Consider the following 25,265-nt stretch of genomic DNA (forward strand, 5'->3'; position numbering starts at 1 on the left):
GGCGGGCACCATCTTGTCGGCGCGGGGCGCCGGCCTCCGCAGCGGTCGTTTCGCTCGCTGGACTTGCCTGCTGGTGGTCCCTGTGCGGGAACTACGCGCGAAGCGGTCGGGTAGGAACCTCACCTGCGCTAGGACATTAGGCGATCACATCCAGAATGCACTTTGGAACCGCGGGCTGCTGCGGATACCAGATCAAAGGCTATGTTCATGGTCACGCCAACGGAATTCTATCAGCGAGAAGCGCAGGTGGCGCGCAGCCAGGCGACCAGGTCGGAGAGCGCCAGCGATCGATCGGGGTGGGTCTCGCTAGCGAGGTTCTACGAGGCGGAGGCCAGGCGGCAGGCGGCGGATGCCAGCCGCGCGCGGCCTTGAGGAAGCGGAGCAAATGGACGTAGGGCAAAGCGTCTCCGCCGCGTGGCCCAGCGTGAATTGCCTCCGGCGGTCTTATGGGAGATGGATCCTTCCGTCGTGGGACCACATCGCGAGATAGTCGGCGGCGTTTACAAGCTCGAACGAAAGCTCGCGTGGAGCGGACCGAAGTTCAGCGGGACCTTGGTACGGCGAGTTCTTGGTGTGGCCGTTCACGCGCTCGCCGTTGGACTTGATGTGCGGGAGAACGATCAGATGGCCGTGGTTCCGCGAGATGATCTTGCCCTCGATCCAGATAGCGGGTTTGCTCCCATCCGGGCCAGAAGCCGATGATGTGGTGGCCTCTCGAAGCAGCCACGATCCGCTGCTCTCGTCCCATAGAAAGGCCATATTTCCGACGACGACAGCGTCTTTGCCAGCCGTCCGCGCACGATCCAGGAGAGCCATGAAGTCGGCTCGCTGAAGGAGTGACAGGCGCGGGTCTTTGAGGCGCTTGAGCAAAGCGCCTCGAACTTGACCCCAGTGGGCGCGGGGGTCCGCGTCGAATGCGTCTGCAATGATGGCGCGCTCCGCCACCTTCTGACGGTCTTGCCACTTCAGATTGCGGTCCGCGGGGCTCTCCAGCCAGTGCAACCCGTCAGGCGATGTGAGCAGACGGTGTGTGAGTGGCTCGTAGAGATGCCTGACCCATGGGGTAAGATCGAGGCGACGGGCGATGAAAGCCCGGGTGCTGGTTGATTCACTCTCGAGAACGATGTCGTCGGCAGCCGGTGTCTGCGGAACCTTCATTCGGCCGTGAGCTGTTGCTTGCGCGCGCAGGAAGGCGTCGTCTTCCGCGCGCGTTGCGGCTCTCTTTGCCTTGGCTGCGTCCTTGAGCTGTTTGGATTCCTGGCGGAGCTCATCGGCGTGCGTCCAGGCTGCCACGAGGTCATTTGGCGCGGTATGACCCTTGGAGTAGATTTCGATGAGCGCGGCGAAGGCTGGTTTGCGGCCACGCTGGCTAAGCAGCACGCTTGCCCGGCCCACAGCCCTATCGGCAGCGAGGATGTCGTCCGCGGCGGCTGGCCGCTTGGCCAGCGCGAGTTGCTCTGCAATGCGGCCGATGCGCTGAATATCGGCGACAGACTGCTCGCCGGGACGACGGCGGATCTGACGCAGAGCTTTAGTGAGTTCGGCTTGGTTGGTCGGCATAGTTGGCTTGGATCGTCTTGAGGGGATTGGAGGAGAGCGTCTGTATATACTTCAATCGTCGACGTGCGGGCGAGGATCGCTCCCTGGTCGATGCTGTGGCCGCAGGCAATGGTCTAGGGCGACGTCTCCAGGGAGCGTTGTTTATGCGACCGAGCGGGACGAACTCATGCTTGACCGAATCGGACGGAGAAGAACATAGGCGGAACAGAAGAGGCGCCTATGGATCAGACAACCAGCGCGAAGCTCGACACGCTGCGAGCACTGCAGGCCAAGGTAGACGGCATCGGATCGCAGGCGCGGAGCGAGCCCGCGCCGTTGGTGCTGCCTTTCGAAGACCAAGCAATCGACGGCGTGCTCCGATGGGGCGGCCTGAAGCTTTGCGGGCTGCACGAAGTAGCTGCAGCCTCTAATGCTCAAGGGAGCGAAGCGGCAGCCACCGCGTTCGTAGCGGGAATCGCCGGGCGCTTCGGTCGGATGGTTCGGAAGACATCCGTTTGGGTGATCCGACGCGAATTGCCCTTCGGTCCGGGGTTGCAGCGGTGTGGCCTGGATCCCGCGGATGTGTTCTTCGCTCAGGCAAGCAGCGATGACGAGGCCCTTGCAGTCATGGAAGATTGTCTGCGGGATGGATCTTTGGGGTGTGTCGTCGGAGAAGTTCCGAAAGTGGATCTCACGGCGTCTCGAAGGCTGCAATTGGCTGCCGAGGCGGGGCAAACACCGGCGTTGGTGCTCAAGAGATGGGGCCGTCGGGGTGTCTGCCCTTTGAACGAACTCTCCGGTGCCGTGACAAGGTGGAGGGTGGCTGCAGCTCCATCGGAACCCCTCCCCTGCCCCGGCATCGGGCGGCCCAGATGGCGGCTTGATCTCGCTCGTCAGCGCGGAGGGACGGGAGGGTCGTGGACGGTGGAGGCTTGCGACGAACGTGGCCTGCCAACGGTAGTGAGCGGCGTGAGCGAAGGGGCCGGGGCCGGTGGCAACCGGCGCGTGGCCTAGCTCATGCCGTTCGCGTTTGGAGCTCTCGGGCTTGAAGCTGGACGGCCGCGAAGCCGAGTGCGTGTGGTCGTTGTCGGGCGGGACGACTGACACGAGGGGCGTGAAGCTCGATCGTTCATGTTGCGGAGCCCGCCCGCGATCATTCTGTCGCGCGTGGCCCCCAGACGTGTTCAAAGCGCCGGATCTCCACGCGTTCGAAACGACTTGCGTGCGCTCCCAGGAAAGCTGCGCGAACCGGGAGCGCGGTATCGGCGAGGACGCCCAAAGGGATTTCCGCTTCACCGCCGCCGTCGTCGACGACGAGCTTGAGGCGCAATAGATCGAGCTCAATCGAGAGGGAGCGGTCCGGGCGATACTTGTGGAAGCTGAAGGGCACCTCAGCAAAGCGCGCGTCAAAAAAGGACCGAAACCGTTCCGCGAGCGCTGAGGCTTCCTTCAGGGGCGATGGCCCTGCCCCGCTTTGCTCGATCTCTCCTTGCATCGTGAAGGACAGCGAGAATGGCGCCTTCTTCATCTTAGAGACCAACCTCTTCTGCCAACGTGCGGCCGCCCGCGCGATCACCTCGGCCAAACTCGTGAGAGCGGGCGCACCGGAACAGTCGATCGTAGTCATCGAGGCGCCGCAATATGCGCTTTCGCTGCCGAGCCGAAGATGAACGCCGACGGGGCTCGATCCGCGTCTGCCGCCGTCAATCCGGATGCGCGCGTGGATCTCGGGATGCCCTGCCAAAAACGGTGCGAGCGCATCGACGGGGCAGGCGGTGAGGACCACTTCGTCAGGGTTTGGGATTGGATCCTCAGCACTCGCCAGAGCGGCCTGAACCTCGGACGGCGTGCCTTCTGCAAGAGGTGCGATCTCGGCCAGGGACAAACCGCGGACCCAATGATACTGGGCAATATGCCGATCAACCTGGGACCGGAGCTGGCTCGGGATGACTCGTTTGGGTGCCGGCGGTGCAGGCCTGGCAGGCGGTAACGCCGGGAGTGTCGCATGGTGGTCTTCGTCGGCGTTGAAGGTTGCCTGCTTTGTCGCATCCGCAGGTACGAGTGACCGATCGCAGGCGGGTTCGTTGCCTGTAGCGCCGTCGTAGACGTAGACGATGCGATGTTCGCAGCCCATGTCACGAATGTTGTCGTGGGTCGACACCGTGAGGCGGCTACCGATGGCCCTCAGGGCCCTGATGCCGGCTTGGTAGACCCAAGTCCTCTTTTGATAGCTTTCGTACCGACTCTTCGGCGCGAGCTTCGCCTCCTTGTTCACGAGGGCTTCCCGCTCTTCTGCAGAGATGTCGCGCCTGTAAGCGAGAGTGACTTGGAGGTCGATGTCTCCGACTGTTCCATTCTCATCGCCGCCGCGGGCCAGCGAGCCGAAGAGGGCAATCCGCTCGATCCTGGTCGAGACGTCGGTGCGGTTGAAGGCTTTGGCAGCTTCAATGGCCCGATCGAGTAGCTGATTGGCTTCGCGGACTGGCATCCGCTTTGTGAGCTGCTTCATCGAGAATTGAAGCCCGAGGCGGCCGACCTTCCACTGGTCGAGGGATTGCTCGACGCCGAGATAGACGAGCCACCTGGCGCGGGCGAGCTCCAGCAGCGTTTCCGTCGCAGCAGGCTCAGCAAGACGAAGGCTCGCCATGGCTTCAGGTGTCGTGAAGGTTTGCTGCGGGTACCTCAGCATAGACCGGAGGAACGTCCGGAGCAGCGTTACGTCGATGCCGAAGCGCGAGACGTTCATGGGATCGGTGATTGGCATCGACTCTTTCATTCCCGCATGGACCCTGAGAGCTCAGCGTGCCGCGAAAAACCGCCCTTGCGCAAGCCTATGCGGCGAATTCAGGAAACTGGCACCAGCGGGTTGAGGCCGGCCGCGGTCGGGTAGTTGGCATGTTTTGGGGCTGACGGCGCGCCGTCGTACGGCAGCCGGCTGCATCGATTTTCGTCATTAGCCGGGAGGGCATCGGCCGGGCGTGGGATTATGTAGGCAGCAGACGGTGTTTCTCCATGTAACGACCGTGTTCCATGAGCATGCAGATGTAAGCCCTATCGTTCCACTTTTCACGCAGTCTCGCGGCATGCTCAATGGCTTTCGCTCGGCATTGCGATAAACCCACGGCAGAGGCGATGAGCTGATTATCGGCTTCGTCGTCCTGCGCAAGGTTCTTCCAGTAGAACACGTCGTAGGTAGCTTTGTCTTCGAGGTACCAGCAGGAGTATTCGGAGGCGTATGCCGGGCATCCGCTCGTGCCGCGCAGCCACATGGTCAAGGCGTAGGTTCCGTAGACAATGGCGGCTACTAGGAGAAGGCTCCAGCAGCCACTTCCAGCTGATGACTCTTTCATAATGATCCCCCTCACCCGCGCGCGATCGCGTTGATGGCTGGCTGTGCAGCGTTGCCGCTCATTAGGGAAGCAGCTTAGCCGTTTGAGCCGAGCGAAGCTCAGCGTGGGGAGGATGAGATCGGTCTACGGTTGCCGTCAGCCGCGGGTCTCGTTCCGAGCGTCGAAGCGCCGATGCTTTACCGTCCGACCGATCCATTCGAGCAGGTCAGCCTCGAAAGATACCTGCATAAACCCGCACTCCTCCCGGGCTGTTTCGACTGCATGGATCATAGACGAGGTATTGCACCCGCGCGGAACACGTGAAACCCTCCTGTATTGCCGACTCGGAGTGAAACGATGGCCCTTTCGCCCGCCAGCAATGGTTTACTTCCAGCATCCCCGACCGGGTTCCTCCAGGGTTACAACAGTATAACTGGAGCGGGGCTGTCCACAGCCCTAATCGGGACGAAGTCGAACGTGGAAGCATCGGGTTTCGCTAGATGCTACGTGGCCACTTCGTCGCGTACCCTTTTGGAGACGCTCGAGATTTCGGAGGATTCAGCGGCCGGGTTCGGATCGATCGCGAAAGGGTCACATAAACTTGCCTTAGCGAAAACTCTCAACCTGACCGCGCACAGCGTCCATGTGGCAGTTCGAGCGGTGAGGGTTCTAGGCGGGGACGCTGCAACTGGGGTCGAGCTGAAGGATGGCGTCTTGCCCCCCGACAACGAACCAGACCTGCGGGAGTTTGTCGCCGTCTATGGTGACCGGTTCGTTTCCGAGATCAAGATCGGGGGCGAGTATTTTGCAGTTTACTCGTTCCAGTCGGAAGATCGGCAGACGCAAATGAGCGTGGTCGGGCAGCTTGCCGCTGCAGGCATCGTGAATGGCGTGAGCCTATCGACCGAGATTGAGGCGAAGTTCTCGAAGAGCATTCGAGAGATTGATGTTGCCCGCACGTTTGCGCAGAGCGTCGTCGGCTTGAGAGAGTACACGCTCCCGGGAGATGAGAAAGAGATTGTCGACTTCGCACGTACCTTTGGTGAGAAGGACGTGAACGGGCCAGATGTGATCGCGTTGCGTTTTGCAGGATATGAGCAGGTGCCGGGGCTTACGAAGGCGTTCGCCCCCGTGGCGACGAACCGTGATAAGCTGACCGGGAGTTTGGGCGAGCCCGGAGTGGTTGATATGCTACTCGATGCACGCGAAAGGCTCACAGAAATCCAAGCCGTCAGCAGAGTTTACAAGATGCATCGCGGCACCATTCCCGACGCGCTCAGCGAGTGCGCAAAGGCAGCTGAAAAGGATGTAGAGGAACTCATCTCGCTCGGGAGGGCGTACCTGAGCGATCCCCATGAGGACCTACAAATCCCGGAGCGCACCAGCGTCGGGAGGAGCCGCCCGCGTTTGCATTACAAGGTTGTGAACGCTCCGCTTTTCGGGTCCCCGGGCGGTGCTCAGTTCGACGACGTAGAATCACCTCGGACGTTCTTGCTCGCTGGCACGCGGTTGGCGGCGATTCAGTTTCGCGGCGGGGGCTACGTCGACCGGATCTCGGTGACTTATGAGAGAGCTGATGGCTCTTCTTATATCCGAGAGCACGGAGGCGAGGGCGGAACGCTGCTGCCCCGCTACTCGATCGCCGAGGAGCAAGTGGTGCGCTCGATATCCGGTCGGTCCGGCGATTACGTCGACAGCATCGAAGTACGCTTGTCGGACGAAACAATGATCTCGGCTGGAGGCCCGGGCGGAGCTTTGGCGTTCGACTGGACCGTTCCAGAAGATGCCGTTGTGCTCGGCTTTCGGGGCAACGCCGGCGAGGTCGTCGATAGGATCGGGCTTGTTTGCGTGAGGCTGCTCGATCCGACTTGGGCCGAGGAGTAAGATGCGTCGCGCCGCGGGCTGAGGCGCTCAGTTTGTGACAACTCAGCCCAGGAGCTCGGGCGTCATCGCTTTGGGACAAATCGGCCGGGCTAGCTGCTAAGGACGATTTCGATCGGTCAGGGCCCTGCGGAGCTCACGGGTCGGGTGGAGGTTGAGTAAACTTCAACCGCGTCCAGAGGCGCGTCCGCCATATACTTGAAGAACTTGATGGGCGGGTATTCACCCTCAGTCGACGTGTGGCGCATTGCCGTTTCGTCGTCTGCCATCATTTCGAGCGCTCTAAACTGCGAGAGACCATTCATCGATTCGAAGATGAACGCCACATCGAACGGTGGTAGCTCGCCCCGACCGTCGGACCGACAGCGCAGGTGATCCGGTCGAGCGCGCGCGATACATTCGGCACCGGCATTTCCAAGGGCTAAGTGGCCGAGTATCACCTCATAGTCTTTGAGAGTGGTGCGGCCGATACAGCGCACGAGGTCGCTCACGAATGCAGTGTCGAACGGCCTCACCATCGTTATGTCGACGCAGACGGTCGACGTCGACTCTCGGGGGCGCTCGATTCTCATTGCCGAGACTTCGTTCGCCTCGTTGAAGCGAAGCACCACGGTGGCGCCGTGCACATCGTACGTGGAGTGTCTGAAGGGGGTCACTGCTTTGCCGGCGTCGGACGAACCGACCTGTGGCTCAGTGCCGGTGACGTTCTTGGGAGCGGCGAGGTCAAGGCTGATCACGTAAGGCTTGTCGAACGCTGCGAGCCTCGTGAGCCCTACGTCTCGGAGCGGGGGCCCGAGCTTGCGCTCCGCATAGCTCCGGCCCACACCAGGACCGAGGTGGCTGAGTACCTCCACGTGCGTGACTGGCGGCCCAGCGATCGCGCGGTAGGCCCGAGCCGTGACACTCCACAAACCGTCGAAAGCGGATGTGGTCCAAAGGATGCCACCGGTTAATAGGACCACGAGAGCAACAGCGGGCCGATCCTTCAGGCCACCAAGCCAGCGGACGGAGCGCGAGAGGAGACCTCGCGCAGGCGAGGTGTCCGGAGCATCAGGGGACGTCACTTACGTTCTCCTCCTGGGCGGATCCCAACAATGTGCCTTGATCTAAGCGGTGCGGCAATGGTCCGCGGCGCGCTGCATGCGGGCGGTGTGTTGCTTGGCTAGGAACGTCCGCGTCCGTCTCTGCGTGCGTCAGGAAGGGTGGCTGCGGGTTGGTCCAGGCAAAGGCAATCTCGCCTTCCCGACTTATCAGCAATGGAGTATGCCGTGACGCTACGACATGCTTCGCGGGTTTGTCTATGATCGAGCAAGTCAATCAGATATGGTCTGGGCTGGCGATCATTCTCGCTAACGCATTGCGACGCGAGCGCCTCAACCTTGGCGAGCAACTCGAGACGTTGGCCATTTGGGCTCAGGTGGCGCCTTCCGCTCCATTGTGGTCGCAGATCGTTGTGCATCTTTGCTCGAACGGCGATGCGCTGGAAACGGTGATGCGCCGAGTGGCGGAGAAAATGCCGAGTAAGCAACGAGTAATCGAAGACGGCGATCTTCTGAAGAAGGTGTTCGATGGCGCGAAGAGCTACTGGAGCCCGGAGGTCGGTCAAGCAGTGTCTGCTATGGACCCTCGCACGGCTCGGGTATTCGAGGCCGTCTTGCAGGGAGACAGAACCGATCTTGTTGAGCTGCGCCAATTGCTCGACGCGTGGACGGGCGTAGATGATGCTGGCGATGATTTCCTGTCGCACCTTTACGCTGATGATGGGGATAGGGCCTTTGAATTCGACAGCCAGCAGCCGGAAACGCACGAGTACATGTCGCCCGAGGCTCTCGATCAGTGGGAGATGATCGGACGGTTCCAGAGCCGGTTGGCTGCTTGGCGCGATCTGGGATTCAATCAGGTAGAGATACAAGTTGATGATGATGTTGAAGTCTGTCGTGCGGAAACGACAGGGTTCAGCATCGATGACGAAGGGAAGCTCGTTGTGGTGTTCCTTGACGGGCGGAAGGAGCCGATCGGCATAGAAGGAACGTCCCTGGGCGGCCATGCGCTTCGTCTGACATGCACGTCGACCGACGGGACGCGCGTCTGCTTTGAGCCCCGGCATGTGGTCGCGTTGAGTGAGGCGGAAGCGGCTGTGCAGAGGTGGGATGAGGGCACGTCGGCTTTTATTCAGATCCACCGGCTAATCAGTGGCCTTCAGGATGAGCTTGATCGCCTCGACTCGGAAGCTGAGACGGACGTGGAACTGGCGAAGCTGGAACTAATTGATGTGCTTCAGGGACATATGGACGCGCGTCGACGTATCGTAATCCGGTTCGGTAGCGAAATCTGGGAGCACCGTTATCCGTATCCGAAGATTTCGCTTCAAGGTCGCAGCTTGAACATCAGCGATCTGACCGTCCTCCTAGATGCCGACATGGAGCTCGAGGCGCACCCTCTCGAGGAGGCACCCTCCTATCATTTCACGCTCGAGGGCAAGTCCCTCTGGATTGTGGCTGACGCTGGCGACGACGAGGAGCACGAGATCGTCGCGGGCGAAATCGAGGATATCTTGGAATGCGCGGACGGAGGAGCGATAAAGGTGATCGTCAATGGTTTAGAGCACCAGGTCGCGCCACAGGACGTGACGTTCAACTACGATCCGGCGGTAGAGAGCTTCGGTCCTGGATGCGAGATCGATTTCGATGGGCTGGTGATTCTCACACCCGATCTCCTCGGCTCGAACAGGATCGATACGGGCACCCACGACTTTGAGTGCCTCTTGCTGGACGGAAGGGAGCTGCGCGTACGGCACTGACAGTTGGCGAGGTATCGCAGAAGGCGGCCCGGATAGTCGACCGGCTTATTTGCGCGCCCGAGAAAGAAGGCTGCGCACGGTTTCAGCGGACCAACGCGCGGCACGTGGCGGATGGTGGCCGTCCGCTTCCAAGAGTTCGCCGAGTGCCCGAAGTGAGATCCCAGGGTTAGCATCGCGGAGCTGGGATGCCGTCTCCGCGAGGGAACCCTTCTTCGGAGGTCTGGCAGCGCCGAGGACGTGCGGAGGAAGATCTCCCGCTTCCACGAGCTTCTGGACGTGCCGGCGCAGTGTGTCTGGTTTGATCTCCGGACGATCTCCGCGGGTAAGGTTGATGCGAGCCGTGACGGCTTGCCACGGCAGGCGCGGTCGTAGCGTTTCGACCGCGTCTTTCCAATGAACAGACGAGGCGCGGGCACGTTGGAGGTAGGTGTCGTGAAGCGACGCCTTCAACATGCCGATCGCGATTGGGTCACGTGCACGGAGCCTGGGATTACCGGCGCGCTTCCCTTTCGACCTCGCGACCTCGAGGCCCGCCTTGGTGCGCTCTCGGATAAGGGTACGCTCGAACTCGGCGAACGCTCCCAGCATCTGCATCATCAGCTTGCCTTGGGCGCTGGTCGTGTCGAAAGGATCCGCGAGCGATTTGAAAAAGACCCCCCTCCCCTCGAGTTCCTCTACGATCTCCAGCAGATGAGAGAGCGATCGCGCTAGTCTGTCGAGACGGGCTATGACGAGAGTGTCGCCGGGACGCAGAAACCCGAGGCAGCGGGCGAGCTCGGGGCGGTCTCGCGCGCTGCCTGAGGCTTTGTCTTGGAAGATTGCTATGCACCCGAATGACCGAAGGGCGCGGCGTTGCGCCTCGGTGTCTTGCTCCTCGGTGGAGACGCGGGCGTAGCCGATCAGGCTAGCCATTGCGACGTTTCCTCCACCAGGCACTGTAGTGATCCCAAGCGAGCTTTCCGAGGTATGCGATCAGTAGCGCCCATGTGGTGGCGAACATCTCGCTGAACTGCTGAATCCTGGAGTGGGCGAGAGTGGGTGCGGATAGCTCGTCGAAGGTTGCCAAGGCTTGCCGGAGGCTACCTTGAACCATTGCCACGATGATGATGGCTCCGACTGTCACCATTGCCGCTGGGAAGAAGCCGTCTCCACTCCAAGCGAGGTAGCGCTTCACGCAAGCCGAAACAGCAAATGAGAGGAAAACGAGCGCCAGCAGGGCTGCTGCTGCGAGCATGGCTCCGACGGGCGCGTACTGGACCGACACGGCTAGGAGGGCCTCATCGCCTGCAGCGACGATAAGCCGGCCCACGCCGACGGGAGCGTAGAGGAAAGAAAATAGGACTGCGGCGTCCTTTATGCAGCGGAGCGCAAATCTTAGAGGCCGCGCCTCGCTTCGGGATGTCAGGTTCATGGGGTGAGAGAATAACGGTCGTTTACGTCTGCCGCAATAAGGAGTCGGCGGCGGCGAGCTCGGACGGACCGGCCGATCCGAACAAGGGAAACGGGCTCGCCGCGATCGGAACCGGTGAGCATTCCACTGCTTGCCAAGGGCAACAGCTTGCCGATTGCTCGATCCTCAGAATAGGCAGGATATCCGCGTCTCAGGCGGTTCCCCGGTGACCGACATAAGTGCCTGGACTTGTGTCGCCGCGATCTGCGGAGTAGGCCGAAAGGCGGTTATGAACTCCGACACCGTTCTCTCTGCGCTCGAAGAAGCTGCCCAGCTGATTGCCCGCTTAGATGCGCGGATTTCCGCCACTTCTCTGGTTGAGCCGTGGCAGGTGCGGGCGTCGTTGCTTGCGGCTGAGCGCTTGGCAGCAGTGGATGGGATGCCAACCCGGGTCGCAGACATCGTTGGCCTCATGCTGGGCGTCGATTTGCCCTCCCCAGCTGCTTACCGGCCGGCGACGATCGGATTCGCCCATTGGCGGCGCTGCATGGCGCGGATCGCGTTGTCGCACGTGGGGAGTCGCCTGCTCGGTAGGACCCCCTCCCCTTCCCGGGCAGCTAGAGAAGCACAGAGCGACTTCGATGTCGAGGACACCTATTCGCCAGCAGCGCGGCGCGTCATCGAGAAGAAGGGGACTGTGGCGGAGACTGTCGACGCCTACGCCGTCGGCGTCAGTAACCGGGCTCTGGACGTGATGCGCGGCTTCGAGCACACCGGATCGACTTACTGGGGCTTGGCGCGCGCGATGAGGGCAGCGGTCACTGCCGACCCGGATCCGGAGTATTTCGAGCGGATCTACAAGGTCCGGCTGAGCTTCGAAAATGATGCGCGCGCCCGGGCACGCCTGGCGGAAAAGCTGTTCCCCTCCCCTCCCCCGCCTGAGGTACGGGAGTCTGACGAGCATATGGAGGACTTCATCCGCTCCGTCGTATGGGACAAGCAGCCGCACTTGGGTGCTTGTTTCGCGGTGCTCCCGGATCGCCTTGTCGACATGGGCGTCACCGTCAATCGGCTAAGCTGTCTCACAGGTGCAGTGAAGCGCCTCGGGTTTGAACGCAGGCTCGATGAGCGGGCCTTCGTAGGCTTTCTTCGGCAGCTCGCGTGGGATGCACGAGCTGGCCTGGCTCTTCTCGATAGCTTAGAACGAGCCTTGGGGGAATTCGGGCGATCACCTGCAACGAAGGTCGACGGCAGATCGCCGCTGCCAGACGTAATCTATGGCTTCTTGTTGTTGCCCGCTTTGGATGTGGGCTGGATCGAGGACGCGTTGCAGATCCCCGAACGGAACGCGCAGCGTGCAGTAAAGCGCCTCGCCGATGCAGGCCTCATCGTTCATTGGGCCGATCGGAAGATTGGTCACGGGGAGAGCAGCGGTCAGCGAACGCTTCGCCTCTGGGCCACGTCAAGTTTCGCGGGGGAGTTTGATCGATCCGTGCGGTCGAGGTCGTCGTCGTTCCGACGCGGCAAGGCGATGGTCGTGGATCCGTCGGAGATGTTGGCGAGGTATCGGGATCTGGACGTTTCCATCCCAATGTCTGTGGTATATGACCGGTTCGACGCGGAGGTGATCGGTTTGGATCGCCAGTATGGCAGGTTCTTCGCAAAGGTCGCGGACAGAGCCCGGTAGGAGTTAGGCGGCAAGGCACGCCGGAATCGGTTATCTAGTGCGAATTTGGGCTTCCGACCCCGAAAAATCGACCTCCTTGAAGGCCCCGTAGAAGCCCGAAACGAGCGATCGCCAAGGGCTGAGTACCCCCGAGGCGAAAAAGGCCTGTACGGGCCTTAAATTGCTCTCCGCTGGGTAGGCGCCGCCCCCACGGCTTAGCAGATCTCAAAAGGCGCCTCTCATCGAGCACTCTAGCTGGCGACTGGCTCTGGAGGAGCACCCAGACGGTGTGGGAGAAGGCGGGCGAGAAGACGGTGGTCAGAGAGGAGCGACCCACTCGGGGTCATCCCCTCTCCTCCGCTAGGCTTCGTTCGTCGACCAGGTCGGAGAAGCGCGTGACCTTGGCTTCAAACTTCAAAGTGACCGTGCCGGTGGCACCGTGGCGCTGTTTCGCAATGATCACCTCTGCGCGTCCGTGGACGTCGGCCATCGCCCGCTGCCATTCTTCGAACGCAGCAACCGCGTGCGCGTCGTCGCCGGCGGCAGCGGAAGCTTCCTTCGGCTTAGCGAAGTTCACGTAATACTCCTCGCGATAGACGAACAGCACGATGTCAGCGTCTTGCTCGATTGAGCCAGACTCGCGGAGGTCGGACAGCTGGGGACGTTTGTTCTCGCGGCTCTCCACCTGTCGGCTGAGCTGGGAGAGCGCCATGACTGGGACGTTGAGCTCCTTCGCGAGCGTTTTCAGCCCGCGAGAGATCTCGGATATCTCCTGGACCCGATTGTCGCCGCTGGACTTTCCGCTGCCCTGAAGGAGCTGCAGATAGTCGACCACGATAAAGCCGATGTCACGCTGCCTCTTCAGGCGGCGTGCGCGGGTGCGAAGGGCTGCGATCGTGAGGCCTGGAGTGTCGTCGATGTAGAGCGGGAGGCTTTCAAGTTCCGCGGCTGCGCGTGCCAGGCTCCGGAACTCCTGCTGGCTGATCTTCCCCATGCGAAGATTCTCGCCGCTGATCCCGGATTGCTCCGCCAGGATGCGGGTCGCGAGCTGGTCCGCGGACATCTCTAGGCTGAAGAATGCAACAGGCGCGCCAGCGGACTTCTTCGGGTCGATTCCGTCCGCCATATCGCGCACGTATCGTTGAGCGGCGTTGAAGGCGATGTTCGTTGCGAGCGAGGTCTTGCCCATGCCGGGACGGCCGGCGAGGATCAGCAGATCGCTGTGGTGCATGCCGCCTGTGCGCGAATTGAAGCTCTCGAGGCCGGTAGTTACTCCCGAGAGCCCGCCGCCGGTGTTGAGCGCCTTTTCTGCAAGCTGGACTGCAGCTCGAGTGGCTTCGGCGAAGCTTTTGACCTGGGTCTCGGCGCCGCCCTCTTCCGCGACCCGATAGAGTGCGGACTCCGCGGCTTCAATCTGGCTCTTGGGATCGACATCTTCACTGGTGTCGAGGGCACTGTCGACCATCTCCCGGCCTACAGTGACGAGGGCACGCAGGAGCGAGAGCTCGTAGATTTGAGCGGCGAAGTCGCGTGCACCGATGACAGCAGCGCCGCTCCCGGTAAGCTGAGCCAGGTAGGATGGCCCTCCCAGTTCGCGCATCTCGAGGTCTCCCCCGAAGAGCGGCCGGAGGGTGACCGGCGACGCGATCATGTTCCGATCGATGAGCTTCAGGATCTGCTCGTAGATGCGGGCATGAAGCGGCTCATAGAAGTGCTCCGGACGCAGCTTCATCTGCACGTCCTCGGCGATCCGGTTGTCGATCATGAGAGCGCCGAGCAGCGCCGCTTCCGCTTCCACGTTGTGTGGCAACGCTTGTTGCTCGTCCCGGGTAGGCACGAGCCGGATGCGATTCTCAGCCATGGATTTCATCCCTCGGATCTAATCGGGCGGCACCTCTCGCCGCAATTAAGGAGAGGTACGGCGTCCCCTCCCCTTCCCTACCGATCATTATTCAAGAGGAGGCCCGCCGCAGGCGCCCTTTTAGAACCGTTAGACGGAAGAGAAGTTAGAGAGTTACCGGTCTCGAAAAGAGGCGCGAATCGCGCTGACTCCGCGAGTCGCGCGCGGGAGCCGTCCCCGGAGTATCGTGCCTGCGTCCCTGGAGTATCGTGATCGGCGTCCCCGGAGTATCGTCGATGTGTCCCCAGAGTGACGAACCCCGTCCCCGGAGTATCGTCTGGTGGCCGTTTGGATGTGGATAAAGGCAGCGGCGAGGAGCCTGGCTCGGCACCTACGCCCCTCCCACGATACTCTGGGGACAACTGACCATCGGGCCGAGAGGGGCAAAGTCCTAAATTCCGGACTTTGGGCCTAAGTGCCGGGCGTTGTGCGGCTTTTTGGCAATTTTCATAGTGGCGGACGTGCACGGGATTGGCGCCACTGAAAGGGGGTCGGCGGGTCGGAACGGCATTCGGGGATGGTCGATGGGGTAGTTCGCCTCCGCCAGTGTAGCCGAAACGTTCGGCGCTGGACGAACGCACGGGCGCTCTCCCCACTGGGGTCAACTCCGGAAAGCCACGATACTCTGGGGACGGTCCGGAAGCAGGGGGGCGAAGCGGAGATGTCCGGAATTCCGGACTTTCGCCGTAAGCGCCCGGAAAACTGCCATTTCCGGGGGCTTGCCATAGTGGTGGAATCGCGCCGTAGCGCGGCAATGATAGCGCGAAAGCCCCAATTCTGGAGGCTAGCCGCGTTGGCCTGCGGCCTCGCTGGGCGGGCTTCTGCATCAAGCTCGAGTCCGGAAAGGCACGATACTCCGGGGACGGCCGGGCCGGGCGCCGCGGTGCATAGAGATCGCGAGGCTGAACCTCGTGCTCTGCATTCTAAGGAGCTGGCGGCAAAGGGATGTCCGAGAGGGGCCAAATTCGCTCGCGTTGCAGAGTCACGGGTTGCTGAGGGAGGCACGCCGGGATCGCGCTGCGGCTACACAGGCTGCGCCATACGCATGGCACGATACTCCGGAGACGCTTTGTGCGGGCTGCGGGGAGCGAAAGGAGAGGGGGCGTGCGCTGCGCTGGAAGATCGAGGCGTGCTTCCTGAGGTAGCGGCAGCGATGTTAGGGGCCGCGCAGACGTCTGGTACCGGCGGCCGGCCGAGTGGGTCTGCCGCCGCCCGAGAGTGCTCTTGGACACGCGCCGATCGTTTCGGAGGTCGAGGCTGCGGGGCGTGCGGCCGGGAAGGGGACGGTCCTGGAGGCGCGTCGACCAGCAGCGATGAAATGTTAGGCGTCGCAATACGAGGATCCGGCTGGCCGAGCTCCAGTTGAAGCGGGAGACGCTCGTGGGGATCTGCTCCCAGCCTGGGTTCCTGGCTGGCCAAGGGACGCACGGAGCCTCCGAGATTGAGCGGAGCTAAACCGAGGAGGCACGATACTCTGGGGACGGGAGGAAATGGGGCAGCGACGGTTCAGTCTGGCTGGGGATCTACCGTTTCAGGAGGTGTCCCCGGAGTATCGTGGCTCCGGAGATCGCCGCCTCTAGTCAGCCGGGTGCTGGGTGCGGCAGAAGCCAGCGAAGGTTTCACAGATGCTGTGAGACTGAAGAGGGATCCCCTTTCGTTGGCACCAGGCCCGGAATGCATTCGCAACGCCGCCGTGATCTGGCTGCGGATGTGGGAGGTTCGCCTGGGCGATCGCGGAGAAAGGCGAGAACCGGATCGAGCCGGAGGGGAAGGAGGGGACCGCATCGACCTGGGGGACGGGCGCGGCGATGTCGCCGTCGAGGAGGCGCTCCTCGGAGTCTCTGACGAGGTGCAGCTGAGGTTCTTGGTTGGACCGCTCGAGCCAATGTACGGAATAGCCCGGCAGGGCGAATGAGGGGTCTTGGACGAGAGCTTTAAGCTTCGCCTTCCACTTGCGGTATATGGCGTCCGACCCAGACTTCTCGAAGAGAGTAGGGAGGTTGATGCTGAAGCCCTTGCTGCCCCAGCCGCCTGCGTGCTTACGCGCAACCCGATAGAGCCAGCGCTCGGTGGGTCCCTCGAGATCGAAGTACGAAGGGTCGATAGCGAGCACGCCACCCTCCATGAGGACGCCCTCGTAGAACCACTTCGACAGGGTGATCCTCATACCTTTGATCTGGCCCGTCTTCGAGTCACGAAGCTGCGTGTAACTGTCGATCCAAGAGAAGGTCCGCTCGACCTCATCGACGGCGCGGATGTTTGTTTTGACGGTGGTGGACTGAAGGCGGTCAAGCGCCTGACCCAGCAGCTCGTATGCTCGACCCGAAGGGTGCCGGCGGATCGTCTTCAGGAGGTCGTACGGGATGATTGAGAGCGTTTGTGGGATCTCCTTCACCCCAGCGCGCTTCTGCTCGATCAGTAGGGAAGCGCAGTAGATTAGAATGTCGAGGTCGTAGATCGTGGCGATCCCGTACTCGGAGTTCCCTGAAACGTGGACTTGGATGCGGCCGCAAGGGCTCCGATAGATGATCGGCTTGGTCCGCTTACTTTTGGTGATCGCGAAAAAGGGCCGTTCCATCATCTCGCGCTGATCGCGGATCGGAAGGCTCGTCATCGGGGGGAGAAAGAGGTCGACCTGTGCGTCGAAGCCCTCTGTCTTGCCGAGTGGCATGGTCGAACCCTCTCTCATTCCGCGTGAAAGTCCGGAATTCCGGACTTTTGGCTCAAACTACTGAATGTGCTGCGAAAACGGCCATTTTCATAGTGGCGGAAATCACGCAGACCGCTTCTTGAACTTGGCGTCGGCGATGGCTGGCCTGAGGGCTTCGAGGATCTCGTCGACTGAGAGGGGCTCGCCAGGCATGACCTTGAGCACCAAACCTTTGGTCGGATGATTGCTGACGAGTGTCCCAACAGCGACGCCTGATGTCGTTGCGAGGGGAGGGCGCTTGGCCGGGCGCCCGCGTTTTGGAACAGTAGCAGCGATGAGCCTTGCCAACACCTGCGGCGCCTCGATTGGCGGCTGGCTGGCGTCCCTGCGTGCAGCTTGCTCTTCCGTCAGGCGCCCTGCTTCATGCTCTAGCAACAGCTGTGTCGTGTGAGCGCGGAGGAGGGGCAGGAGCTTCCCTGCGTGATGAACTTTGATGTGCATGGGGCTGGCGTAGGCCCCGACGATGACGTCGGGGATTTCCGCAAGTTGGAGCAGTTCATGAAGGCGTTGCTTGGGAATGGCGAGGCGGTCGGCCATCTTCTGTCGCACGCCTCCGTAGAAGGTCTCGATCGCATTCTTGTAATTGCGAGCACGCTCGAGGTCAGAGACGTCTTCGCGCTCGCGGTTCTCGATGTCTGCGAGACGGAAGGCCGCTTCGTCGTCGAGCTGCTCGATCCGAACGACGAGGTCGATCTCAGAATGATGGTTCGCGTGACACCATGCGATCGACCAGTGGCGACGGGTGCCGACGATGAGCTCGTACGGCTTCTCCGCACCGGGCGTCCGGCGGACGACTGCCGGCTCGCGGTTTCGGCCTTCTTTGATGATGGATTCGACAAGCGTCTCGCACCGGTCGTAGGTGAGAGCCTCGTAGTCCCGAGCGTTGCCAGGCCAGATCGAACATTCGTCCGGCTTGAGCTTGATCGTAGGCGTTTTGACCGTCCGCACGATCTCGTCGAAAGCGGCGCCGCGCCGAGTGAGAAAGTCGGTGCCTTCCTTCGGCGCCGCGGCGCGCGGTGGGGAGTCGGTTGGGGCTGGGTGGGTCGAGCCGATTTGGTCGATCGCGTCGTCCAGCAGACTGCGGCGACGGACGCTCATGCGGCCTCCGTCAGGCGCAAGCCGCCAAGCTCTTCAGAGCGGGAATTCCACTGACGTCGGATCTCTTCCTCGACTTCCCTGAAGACAGCATTGAGATTGTCGCGGCAACGCAAGTAGGTCTGATGGGAGCCGTAAGCCTTGTTCATCTCGTAGATCGAGGACATCGCCACACCAGCGTTCTTGATCTCCTCGGAGTGCAGGATCGGATTGGCGAGGAGACGGCCGGCGTAGGTCTTCTCCATGATGCGGTGAATCCGGCGCTCATTCGGGCGGCTCGGGTTCAACATGGTGCAGACCACGCGCACGAAGGCATAGTCGATCGTCTCGTCGAATTTGGCCACCAGCCGCATGGCCTCTTTGACGGTCTCCATGAAATGGATCGTCGAGAGATAGTCGAGCTGGCGAGCCGGAACTGGCACGAGGAGCCCGTGCGCGGCTACGAGCGTGTTGACGCCCAGAAAGCCCATCGCGGGCGGCGGATCGAGAAGGATGACGTCGTAGTCATGCTTCACCTCGTCTAAGCCAATGCGGAGCTTTCGGAACGCGCCGGCGATAGCTTGAGGGCCCGCCTCGATCGAAGCGGTGAGTTCCCATTCCGCGTCCTGGAGCCCGAGGTTGGCGGGACTGATGTCGATATTCGGCCAGAACGTCGGGCGGATGGTTCGTTTGAAGCTTTCCGCTTCCGCGACGCGGGGAGACAGGTAATTCGAGAGCGTGTCGACGTCGTCGAGCAGCGCTTCAAGATCCACGTCGAACATTGTGCTGGTGGAGGCCTGCGGATCGCAGTCCACGACGAGGACCCGGTAGCCGCGAAGGGCGAGATAGTCGGCGAGGTGCTTGGTGGTAGTCGATTTGCTGACACCACCTTTGAAATTCTGGACGGCGATCACGACCGCTTCCTCGTCAGGCTGTTTGCCGACGTGGATGCCGAGCTTCTCGCGAATCACGGCGAGATCTTCCACGGTGTAGTAGCGGCGGCCGTTGCCACCGATCTTTGGGGTGGGAAGACGCCCGCGGGCTTCTGCTTTTGCCAGAGCTTCGGGAGTGCGGCCGAGGAGATCTGCGGCTACGGTTGCTCCCATCTCGATGGAAAGCGTCTTCTTATCAGATGGATCGATGGCGGCCTGACGGATGATGCTGCGCGCTTCTTTGGAGGCGGTGATCATCTGATCCAAAAGGTGCTCGGCGAGTAGCATAAAACCCCCTTGTTGCCTGCCGGTTCGCCAAAAAGGACGCCAGCACGGCCATTGTTCCGGACATGTATGTTGAAAAAGGGCGAGTTCGTCAACGGGACGCTTCGTCGCCCGTAATGCTACGATGGATTAGCGCGGCCCTGGCTCAGAGTCGGTCCAGCTGCTGGAGCATGGGGAAAGCATCAGAACGCTCGTCGGAGATGACGCTGACGGACTTAGGCCGATCGTGCCTGGGTGCGCCCGAGGCGGAAGTGAAGATGGGCAGAGTCGATGCTGCAGACCACGTTGAAGAAGGGACTGCGCATCGGATCGTCAAACGGCCGTGCGAGCTCGCGCAGCTCCAACGTGCTCCCGTCCAAGATATAATGGAGGAGTGCAGCGGAATAGTCTGCGTCGGCCGCAGCTCGGGCTTCCATCTTCTCGAAGAGCTCAAGGGCGTCAGGCCTGAGGACCGCCTTGAAGGCAGGCAGGGCGGCCTGGCTTTCAGCTCTGGTGGAGGGTGAGATGGTATGCATGTTTCGTCCTCGGATCAGGCGCGGATTAGGGCCGGGATCGCCGCGGCGAATGCCGCGACTGAAGCGATCGCGTTCATTGTGTCAGCTATGAGCTGCGCATCGCGCTTGCGGTGCCAGCCGCGTCGTACAGGCCCATTATAGAAAGGGTGGTGCCGCCGGCGTACGGCCGGCCGCGCGCAGAGCATGATATAGGCGCCGGAGCCGTCCCGATTGGTGCCGTACTTTTCACTGTTCCGTCCGAAGACGAACCAGCCGGGGGCGCTCTCAGGCGCTTGGCGAACGTGGAACGCGCTAAACCGGTGACCAGAATAGTTCACCGTCTCGATCTCAGGGACCATCTTCCTCTTTCCTCTCAGCCAGACGCCAACAGGATCTGAGCAACGACGGGAGCAGAGAGGGCACCTCTTGGATCTCGTCAGCCGCTAAAAAGGAAACATCTCTGCCTGGACCGGCTGGAACAAGGGCTGCTGATACGGCTCTGGGGGAGGAGCGGGTGGCTTAGGTGCAACGAGCTCGCTTGTGTTCCCGTCGAGGATGCCCACAGCACACGCGCGCCAGAGAATGAGATCGATGGTGCTGATCTTGTAGCCGGTGCGCTCCGCCAGTGCTGCGCAGAGGTCCTGGGGGTTTGTGGCGTGGCGTTCAGCAAGCCGCATCAGGTGAACGTCAGGCTTGGCGACCGCCGCGCCGAAGTTCTTGGCCAAATGATAGCAGGTGATCCCTCCGATCCAAGGAAGCGATCGGCAGAAGGCAATCTTGTCATCCGCGGCGTTGTAGCCGGCGAGGAGGTCAGCGCGGTCCGCCCAGATGCGGTCCATGGCCGTCGCTTTGCCAACATGTCCGAACACGGTGGTGCAGGATTCGCCACGGTCGATCGCGCCCAAGCAGCGCTGGTAAATCTGCCTAGCAACATCGTGGTGCATACCGCTGTTCGCGATAACGAAAATTGTCTCTCGAGCGAACGCATCGGGCTCCGTCGGCGGCTGGACGTTCTCGGACCAGGTGACGTCTTCGTCGAAGAGGTCCCGCGCGCGCAGGCGAGCGCAAATCTCCGCGAAGAGATGATCATTGTCGAGGAGCGGTCCAGCGGGATTCATGGCTTATCCCAGCGGATTCGGGCGGCGCACAGGAGGCTCGGTTGCTTCCTGCTCGAAGCCTCCTGCTTCGATACGCCGAATTGTGGCGTCGACGATGTCCCGGAGAGATCGAGCCGCGGCAAGTCCTTCCGCATCCGGCGTGATGTCGAGGCTGCCGTAGAAGACGACCTGGCCGGGCTCGCTGGAGATGGTGATGCCGCTATCGCGCGCGGCCCGGATGTCGGTCTCCTGCGGTGTTGGTGCGAATGGGATGAACTCTGGCATGGGCTTGTCCTTAGAGCAGCTTGAGCAAGATGCCGCGATCGGCTGCGGCGAGAGCGGGGAAGGGATCGATGCCGTAGCGCGCTGTGAAGGCGCCGACCGTCATAACTTCAAACCGGCTCTGTGGCTCGTTTGTCGCCACGGTGACGACTGCTCCATGACCGGGGACGTGCACTGCTTTCCATAGGACAGTTGGGACGGCGACCCGGCCTCGGAGCGTGTCGATCTCGTCGCCTATGAACATTGGCCCAGTGACCACGTAGGCGACGCCATAGCGCTGGGCTGTGTCCCTGACATCGCTCTCGAGATCGGCCCAGTCCCCACGGTTGAGTGTGCCGTTCTGAGGAACGATGTTCGCCAGGCTAAAGGATTCTTGTTGAGCACTGACAGTCGGCATATCGCCAGAGGGAGCGAGATGCCCACGATCGAAGCCGGAGCGGCGATAGTCTTCAAGGTTGGCGCGTGCGGGAGCTGCTAGGCCGGGCTCGGAGTAGAAGTCGCTTGTGCGCTCGAGACGGCGGGCTTGGCGCACAATCCCTTCGGAGAGGAATTCTGCAGACCAGAGCGCTGTCCGGGTCCGCGGAGAGTGGAGTACCGCAAAGGTCTCGAAGCACAGGCGATCTGCATCGGCTGCCTGAGATGGAGGAAGGCTTGGCTCGCTGCCGCCAAGATAGAGACCGCGGCATTCTGCTGCGGAGCGCTCCTGGGTTGCGGTAGCCGGCTCGCGCACCGTTGCCACGGGCGGCGAGCAGGCGGCGATCGCGAGGCCGATGAGTGCGGGAATGAACGTGCGAGGAAGACGCATGATCTCATCCGGTGAGCAGATCGACCCGGTGCCTTGGCCGTCGGTCGATGCTGCAGGAACTTTTCTGGCAGAAAGCATGAGAAAGGGCCGCCGAGGTGCTCGGCGACCCTTTGCATGAGGTTTAAGATCCTAGAACGGCACGTCGCCGAAGGGGCCTTCGTCGATGTCGTTAGACATGGGAGGCAGTGGCGAACGGGCGTAGCCGTTTGCCTGGCTGTTGCTGTGGCCGTTGGCCTGAGCGGCGCCCTGGCGCTGCTGCGCCGGACTTGCGCCATCGCCGGCAGTCTCGTTTCGATCGAGGAGGATCACCTTGGCATCGTAGCCGCGAAGGACGACCTCAGCGCTGATGCGCTTCTGCTGGTCTTTGTCGGTCCACTCACGATATTCGAGCTGGCCTTTGACGAGGATGCGATTGCCCTTTCGTGCGTAGCTCTTGAGAAGCTTGACGAGGGGCTCACTGAACACGGTGACGGTGTGCCACTGAGTCCTCTCCTGGAGGTCGCCGCCTTCGTTATTCCAGCGCTGGGTGGTGGCGAGCCGGAGGTTGGCAACTTCCTTGCCGTTGTTCAGCGAGCGGATTTCCGGATCCGAGCCGAGATTGCCGAGCAGCTCGACCTGATTGAGATGCATAACCTGTCCTTCCTGGATTGGTGACTTATTTCATTCGAACCAAAGGGTCGGACCGGGTTCGAACCTTCCCCATGTATAAAATCATAGCAGCTGTGGATCTTTCGGCAACGCGAGATGCAGGAAAATCCTGCCATGCCAGGATCTTTGCGCAGCCGATGGTGCCTTAGGTTGACGAGGCTTAAAGAAGTCCCTCGATCGGCACGCCGAAATAGTCGGCAAGGATCTTGGCACGGTTGATGTCGAGCCGCACCGCGCCGGTTTCAAACTTGCGGTAATGTGCGCGGTTCACGTCGAGGAGAGCGCCCACGTTCTCTAGCGTGAGGCTGGCTTCAATCCGCAGCGCTCGAAGGCCGCGCAGCGGGATCGGCACGAAAGGCTTGGCGGGACCGCGCGGGCGGCCGCGGCTTCGAATGCTATCGGGGTCAACGGTCATCACGAGGTGGTTCCGTTCTAACTGTTCGTTGCCGGCGTAGGCTTCGCGCGCAATGCGCGGCGGACCGGAGCGACCGGGACGTGGTCGGGTCCGTTGAGCTTTTCGGCATGGGCCTTGAGAGCGAACGGGTGCTCAGACATGGCCGGGCTCATCTGTCGATGAGGCAGCCTCCTGCGGGAGGATCGAGAACTGGCCCTTCTCTGCGTAAGCGCTCACCGCGGCCGGCTCGGCCCGAAGATCGATTTCCACGTCGAACTGCTCGCCGAGTTGGCGAGTGACCCGTCGATCGACCTGGAGCGGCTGATCGAAATCTGCAGCTGCCGTCGTCCAGTCGCGCTGGAGCGCATGCCAGGCAGCAGCGAGCGCCGCATCAGAAGAGCCAGCTGTCACAACGAAATAGCCGCGGTAGGATGCCAGCAGGTCGTTGCCCGCTTCCTTGGCGGCGAAGCGCAAGGAGGCGCCCAGAGCCTCGGACTTGGCGCGCGTTGCGTCTTCGGCAAGGCTGAGAGTGAAGGCGAAGGGCCGGACAAAGTAGGTCGGTGGGTATCCGCCATCATTGCTGCGCATGAACGAGAGAGTAGGAGCGAGCCGGTTGGCGCCGGCCGCGAGGCGGGCGAGATGGCGCGTGAGGCTTTCGCCATCCGCGGGACGGGCGCGACCATGATGATCGATGAGGAACGCGGATCCGGCGAGGTCGAAGGCGGGATGCTGGGTAAAGACGGAGACGTTCTGGGCAGCGAGCTCAAGGTCGAGGTACCGGGAGAGTTGCTCGTTATCTTTGGATTGGTTCAACTCCTCGGCCGAAGCCTCGCGCTGCCAGAGAAGTCGGAGCTCATCGTCGGCGCCGATCGTGAGCGCAGATCCGGGCTGCTGCTGGGCATCGATCATGCGGGCGAAGCGCATGAGGAATGGCTTCCCGCCATCCGCAACGAACTCCGCGCTTGGCGTCGTGATGAGGAGAGACGCTTGCCAGTTGCCGATCGGGAAGACGAGACGTCGAGGAACGGCATTTGCGGGCAGTTGGCCGACGTTGGGGATCATCGTGACGGCGAGACCGTCACGAGAGCGGATGACGTCGCCCCAGCAACTGTCGCCGCGGTAGCGGATGACCTCCCGAAGCGTTGCGCCAGAGCCTTCGGTGATGCTTTCGAACGTCGTACCTTCGGATAGAACCGAGTTGGCGAAGAGCAAGGCAGCGAGGAATGATCCCTGCGCGTGAGCGAAGAATTCGGCGTGATTGTTGTCGGACATGAGGTGCTTCCGTCTCGGCTACGCGGCTAGATCGAAGAGGGGGAAAACGGCCGGAGCCGGGCGGCGTTTCTTGATTGTGCCGGCAGCGTGTGCTCCGACCTGGTTGCCCCAGGCGTCCCACGTATCAGTCGCATCATGACGGCAAAAGAGCTCGATGCGACGGTCGGCGACGACGAGCCTCTCAAGGTGCTGACGAAACACGAGAGGCTTCTCGGAATGCTTTCCGCGAGGCTCAAAAACAACCTGCCGGATAGACCGGGAGTCACGTACGGGTGAGCCACGGGACGCAAGGATAATGAATTCGGCATTCTGCCGAGTCCAATACCCGGTGCTCATGAACACGTCGACAAGAAGGTTCACGATACGGCGCAGACCTACTCTTTTATTCAATTTCACCCAAACGTGCCCGATGGTAACGTAGCGAAATCCATTGTGCTGAATTAACTCCAATGCTTCCGGCAACATCGGACAGGTGGCCCAGCAGGCGAACATGCAATTGTCTGCGGCTAGGTCGCCGATCGGGAGAGCCTTTAGCTCTTCGAGCGACATGCAGTCGTACCAGCTCTTTGCATTTCGATCTTCCCCGGCCTCGCTGTAGTTTTCGAACTCCCACGGGGGATCGGCGTAGATTAGATCATAGCGCTCACGCGGGCCGCCGACGAGGTCAAGCGGCACTGGACCGCGGAGCGAGCGGATATTGGCGAAGGGGTGGGCGAGTGACCACCTCGCCGGCGCTTGAAGCCCCCTTTCCGTCAGCATTTCATTCT

General features: G+C 61.7%; 22 protein-coding genes. 3 read left to right on the forward strand and 19 right to left on the reverse strand.

All coding sequences use genetic code 11. From position 1 onward, the window contains the following. Positions 1 to 444: 444 nt before the first annotated feature. From ETR14_RS27810 to ETR14_RS27825, 3 genes are all read right to left on the reverse strand, one after another. On the reverse strand, positions 445 to 1,560 hold the full coding sequence (locus ETR14_RS27810) for a hypothetical protein (protein WP_129393422.1): 1,116 nt from the start codon (positions 1,558 to 1,560) through the stop codon (positions 445 to 447). A 1,132-nt stretch (positions 1,561 to 2,692) separates the two neighbouring features. Beyond that, positions 2,693 to 4,315, reverse strand: a complete 1,623-nt coding sequence (locus ETR14_RS27820) for a hypothetical protein (protein ID WP_165356686.1) — start codon at positions 4,313 to 4,315, stop codon at positions 2,693 to 2,695. A 208-nt stretch (positions 4,316 to 4,523) separates the two neighbouring features. Further along, complete coding sequence (locus tag ETR14_RS27825; protein WP_129393428.1) at positions 4,524 to 4,814, reverse strand: hypothetical protein; 291 nt, start codon at positions 4,812 to 4,814, stop codon at positions 4,524 to 4,526. 411 nt (positions 4,815 to 5,225) lie between these two features. On the opposite strand from ETR14_RS27825, the gene ETR14_RS27830 reads away from it, so the two are divergent. Next, positions 5,226 to 6,752 (forward strand): jacalin-like lectin, encoded by a 1,527-nt coding sequence (locus ETR14_RS27830; protein ID WP_129393430.1) that lies wholly within the window; start codon positions 5,226 to 5,228, stop codon positions 6,750 to 6,752. Between the two features lie 116 nt (positions 6,753 to 6,868). Here ETR14_RS27830 and ETR14_RS27835 read toward each other — a convergent pair whose 3' ends face one another. Then, a complete protein-coding gene (locus ETR14_RS27835; RefSeq protein WP_165356687.1) occupies positions 6,869 to 7,603 on the reverse strand; it encodes a hypothetical protein in 735 nt (244 codons plus the stop codon). Positions 7,604 to 8,049: 446 nt separating this feature from the next. Between ETR14_RS27835 and ETR14_RS27840 the strand changes: the two genes are divergently transcribed. Then, complete coding sequence (locus ETR14_RS27840) at positions 8,050 to 9,549, forward strand: hypothetical protein (protein ID WP_129393436.1); 1,500 nt, start codon at positions 8,050 to 8,052, stop codon at positions 9,547 to 9,549. A gap of 45 nt (positions 9,550 to 9,594) precedes the next feature. Here the strand turns inward: ETR14_RS27840 and ETR14_RS27845 are convergent, their stop codons facing one another. Both ETR14_RS27845 and ETR14_RS27850 read right to left on the reverse strand, forming a co-directional pair. After that, positions 9,595 to 10,461 (reverse strand): recombinase family protein, encoded by an 867-nt coding sequence (locus tag ETR14_RS27845; RefSeq protein WP_243455973.1) that lies wholly within the window; start codon positions 10,459 to 10,461, stop codon positions 9,595 to 9,597. Then, on the reverse strand, positions 10,454 to 10,960 hold the full coding sequence (locus ETR14_RS27850) for a hypothetical protein (RefSeq protein WP_129393439.1): 507 nt from the start codon (positions 10,958 to 10,960) through the stop codon (positions 10,454 to 10,456). The genes ETR14_RS27845 and ETR14_RS27850 overlap by 8 nt, the downstream gene beginning before the upstream one ends. Before the next feature lie 268 nt (positions 10,961 to 11,228). On the opposite strand from ETR14_RS27850, the gene ETR14_RS27855 reads away from it, so the two are divergent. Next, positions 11,229 to 12,626, forward strand: a complete 1,398-nt coding sequence (locus ETR14_RS27855; RefSeq protein WP_129393442.1) for a hypothetical protein — start codon at positions 11,229 to 11,231, stop codon at positions 12,624 to 12,626. Positions 12,627 to 12,948: 322 nt separating this feature from the next. On the opposite strand, the gene ETR14_RS27860 is transcribed toward ETR14_RS27855, so the two are convergent. The 13 genes from ETR14_RS27860 to ETR14_RS27920 form a co-directional block, all read right to left on the reverse strand. Next, positions 12,949 to 14,466, reverse strand: coding sequence for a replicative DNA helicase (locus ETR14_RS27860; RefSeq protein WP_129393445.1), 1,518 nt, complete (start codon positions 14,464 to 14,466; stop codon positions 12,949 to 12,951). 1,615 nt (positions 14,467 to 16,081) lie between these two features. Then, a complete protein-coding gene (locus ETR14_RS27865; RefSeq protein WP_129393448.1) occupies positions 16,082 to 17,176 on the reverse strand; it encodes a replication initiator protein A in 1,095 nt (364 codons plus the stop codon). 102 nt (positions 17,177 to 17,278) lie between these two features. Continuing rightward, positions 17,279 to 18,313: a ParB/RepB/Spo0J family partition protein gene (locus tag ETR14_RS27870; RefSeq protein WP_129393451.1), complete on the reverse strand. Its 1,035-nt coding sequence runs from the start codon at positions 18,311 to 18,313 to the stop codon at positions 17,279 to 17,281. Next, positions 18,310 to 19,509 carry an AAA family ATPase gene (locus ETR14_RS27875; RefSeq protein ID WP_129393454.1) on the reverse strand — a complete coding sequence of 400 codons (1,200 nt, stop codon included), beginning with the start codon at positions 19,507 to 19,509 and terminating at the stop codon, positions 18,310 to 18,312. The genes ETR14_RS27870 and ETR14_RS27875 overlap by 4 nt, the downstream gene beginning before the upstream one ends. 212 nt (positions 19,510 to 19,721) lie before the next feature. Continuing rightward, the gene (locus tag ETR14_RS27880) at positions 19,722 to 19,922 is read right to left on the reverse strand and encodes a hypothetical protein (protein WP_129393457.1); all 201 of its coding nucleotides are present in this window, start codon (positions 19,920 to 19,922) and stop codon (positions 19,722 to 19,724) included. A 113-nt stretch (positions 19,923 to 20,035) separates the two neighbouring features. Beyond that, the gene (locus ETR14_RS27885; RefSeq protein WP_129393460.1) at positions 20,036 to 20,359 is read right to left on the reverse strand and encodes a hypothetical protein; all 324 of its coding nucleotides are present in this window, start codon (positions 20,357 to 20,359) and stop codon (positions 20,036 to 20,038) included. Between the two features lie 84 nt (positions 20,360 to 20,443). Next, positions 20,444 to 21,118: a hypothetical protein gene (locus ETR14_RS27890; RefSeq protein WP_129393463.1), complete on the reverse strand. Its 675-nt coding sequence runs from the start codon at positions 21,116 to 21,118 to the stop codon at positions 20,444 to 20,446. Between the two features lie 3 nt (positions 21,119 to 21,121). Then, positions 21,122 to 21,382, reverse strand: coding sequence for a hypothetical protein (locus ETR14_RS27895; RefSeq protein WP_129393466.1), 261 nt, complete (start codon positions 21,380 to 21,382; stop codon positions 21,122 to 21,124). 10 nt (positions 21,383 to 21,392) lie between these two features. Continuing rightward, the gene (locus ETR14_RS27900) at positions 21,393 to 22,262 is read right to left on the reverse strand and encodes a DNA/RNA non-specific endonuclease (protein WP_129393469.1); all 870 of its coding nucleotides are present in this window, start codon (positions 22,260 to 22,262) and stop codon (positions 21,393 to 21,395) included. A gap of 51 nt (positions 22,263 to 22,313) precedes the next feature. Next, positions 22,314 to 22,814, reverse strand: a complete 501-nt coding sequence (ssb, locus tag ETR14_RS27905) for a single-stranded DNA-binding protein (RefSeq protein WP_129393473.1) — start codon at positions 22,812 to 22,814, stop codon at positions 22,314 to 22,316. A gap of 178 nt (positions 22,815 to 22,992) precedes the next feature. Next, positions 22,993 to 23,247, reverse strand: coding sequence for a helix-turn-helix transcriptional regulator (locus tag ETR14_RS27910; RefSeq protein WP_243455983.1), 255 nt, complete (start codon positions 23,245 to 23,247; stop codon positions 22,993 to 22,995). A 132-nt stretch (positions 23,248 to 23,379) separates the two neighbouring features. Next, positions 23,380 to 24,498, reverse strand: a complete 1,119-nt coding sequence (locus tag ETR14_RS27915; RefSeq protein WP_129393478.1) for a hypothetical protein — start codon at positions 24,496 to 24,498, stop codon at positions 23,380 to 23,382. 18 nt (positions 24,499 to 24,516) lie between these two features. Continuing rightward, a complete protein-coding gene (locus ETR14_RS27920; protein ID WP_165356688.1) occupies positions 24,517 to 25,257 on the reverse strand; it encodes an MT-A70 family methyltransferase in 741 nt (246 codons plus the stop codon). Between the last annotated feature and the right edge of the window lie 8 nt (positions 25,258 to 25,265).

This window comes from Sphingosinicella sp. BN140058 (assembly GCF_004135585.1).
Classification (GTDB): Bacteria; Pseudomonadota; Alphaproteobacteria; order Sphingomonadales; family Sphingomonadaceae; genus Allosphingosinicella.

Coding starts and splice junctions, on each gene's coding strand:
- ETR14_RS27920 (WP_165356688.1), bottom strand. CDS start 25,257: ATGCTGACGGAAAGGGGGCTTCAAGCGCCGGCGAGGTGGTCACTCGCC.
- ETR14_RS27900 (WP_129393469.1), bottom strand. CDS start 22,262: ATGCTTTCTGCCAGAAAAGTTCCTGCAGCATCGACCGACGGCCAAGGC.
- ETR14_RS27845 (WP_243455973.1), bottom strand. CDS start 10,461: ATGGCTAGCCTGATCGGCTACGCCCGCGTCTCCACCGAGGAGCAAGAC.
- ETR14_RS27855 (WP_129393442.1), top strand. CDS start 11,229: ATGAACTCCGACACCGTTCTCTCTGCGCTCGAAGAAGCTGCCCAGCTG.
- ETR14_RS27915 (WP_129393478.1), bottom strand. CDS start 24,498: ATGTCCGACAACAATCACGCCGAATTCTTCGCTCACGCGCAGGGATCA.
- ETR14_RS27820 (WP_165356686.1), bottom strand. CDS start 4,315: ATGAAAGAGTCGATGCCAATCACCGATCCCATGAACGTCTCGCGCTTC.
- ETR14_RS27890 (WP_129393463.1), bottom strand. CDS start 21,118: ATGAATCCCGCTGGACCGCTCCTCGACAATGATCATCTCTTCGCGGAG.
- ETR14_RS27840 (WP_129393436.1), top strand. CDS start 8,050: ATGATCGAGCAAGTCAATCAGATATGGTCTGGGCTGGCGATCATTCTC.
- ETR14_RS27895 (WP_129393466.1), bottom strand. CDS start 21,382: ATGCCAGAGTTCATCCCATTCGCACCAACACCGCAGGAGACCGACATC.
- ETR14_RS27885 (WP_129393460.1), bottom strand. CDS start 20,359: ATGGTCCCTGAGATCGAGACGGTGAACTATTCTGGTCACCGGTTTAGC.
- ETR14_RS27875 (WP_129393454.1), bottom strand. CDS start 19,509: ATGCTACTCGCCGAGCACCTTTTGGATCAGATGATCACCGCCTCCAAA.
- ssb (WP_129393473.1), bottom strand. CDS start 22,814: ATGCATCTCAATCAGGTCGAGCTGCTCGGCAATCTCGGCTCGGATCCG.
- ETR14_RS27870 (WP_129393451.1), bottom strand. CDS start 18,313: ATGAGCGTCCGTCGCCGCAGTCTGCTGGACGACGCGATCGACCAAATC.
- ETR14_RS27810 (WP_129393422.1), bottom strand. CDS start 1,560: ATGCCGACCAACCAAGCCGAACTCACTAAAGCTCTGCGTCAGATCCGC.
- ETR14_RS27830 (WP_129393430.1), top strand. CDS start 5,226: ATGGCCCTTTCGCCCGCCAGCAATGGTTTACTTCCAGCATCCCCGACC.
- ETR14_RS27860 (WP_129393445.1), bottom strand. CDS start 14,466: ATGGCTGAGAATCGCATCCGGCTCGTGCCTACCCGGGACGAGCAACAA.
- ETR14_RS27865 (WP_129393448.1), bottom strand. CDS start 17,176: ATGCCACTCGGCAAGACAGAGGGCTTCGACGCACAGGTCGACCTCTTT.
- ETR14_RS27910 (WP_243455983.1), bottom strand. CDS start 23,247: ATGACCGTTGACCCCGATAGCATTCGAAGCCGCGGCCGCCCGCGCGGT.
- ETR14_RS27850 (WP_129393439.1), bottom strand. CDS start 10,960: ATGAACCTGACATCCCGAAGCGAGGCGCGGCCTCTAAGATTTGCGCTC.
- ETR14_RS27880 (WP_129393457.1), bottom strand. CDS start 19,922: ATGGAAGCCCGAGCTGCGGCCGACGCAGACTATTCCGCTGCACTCCTC.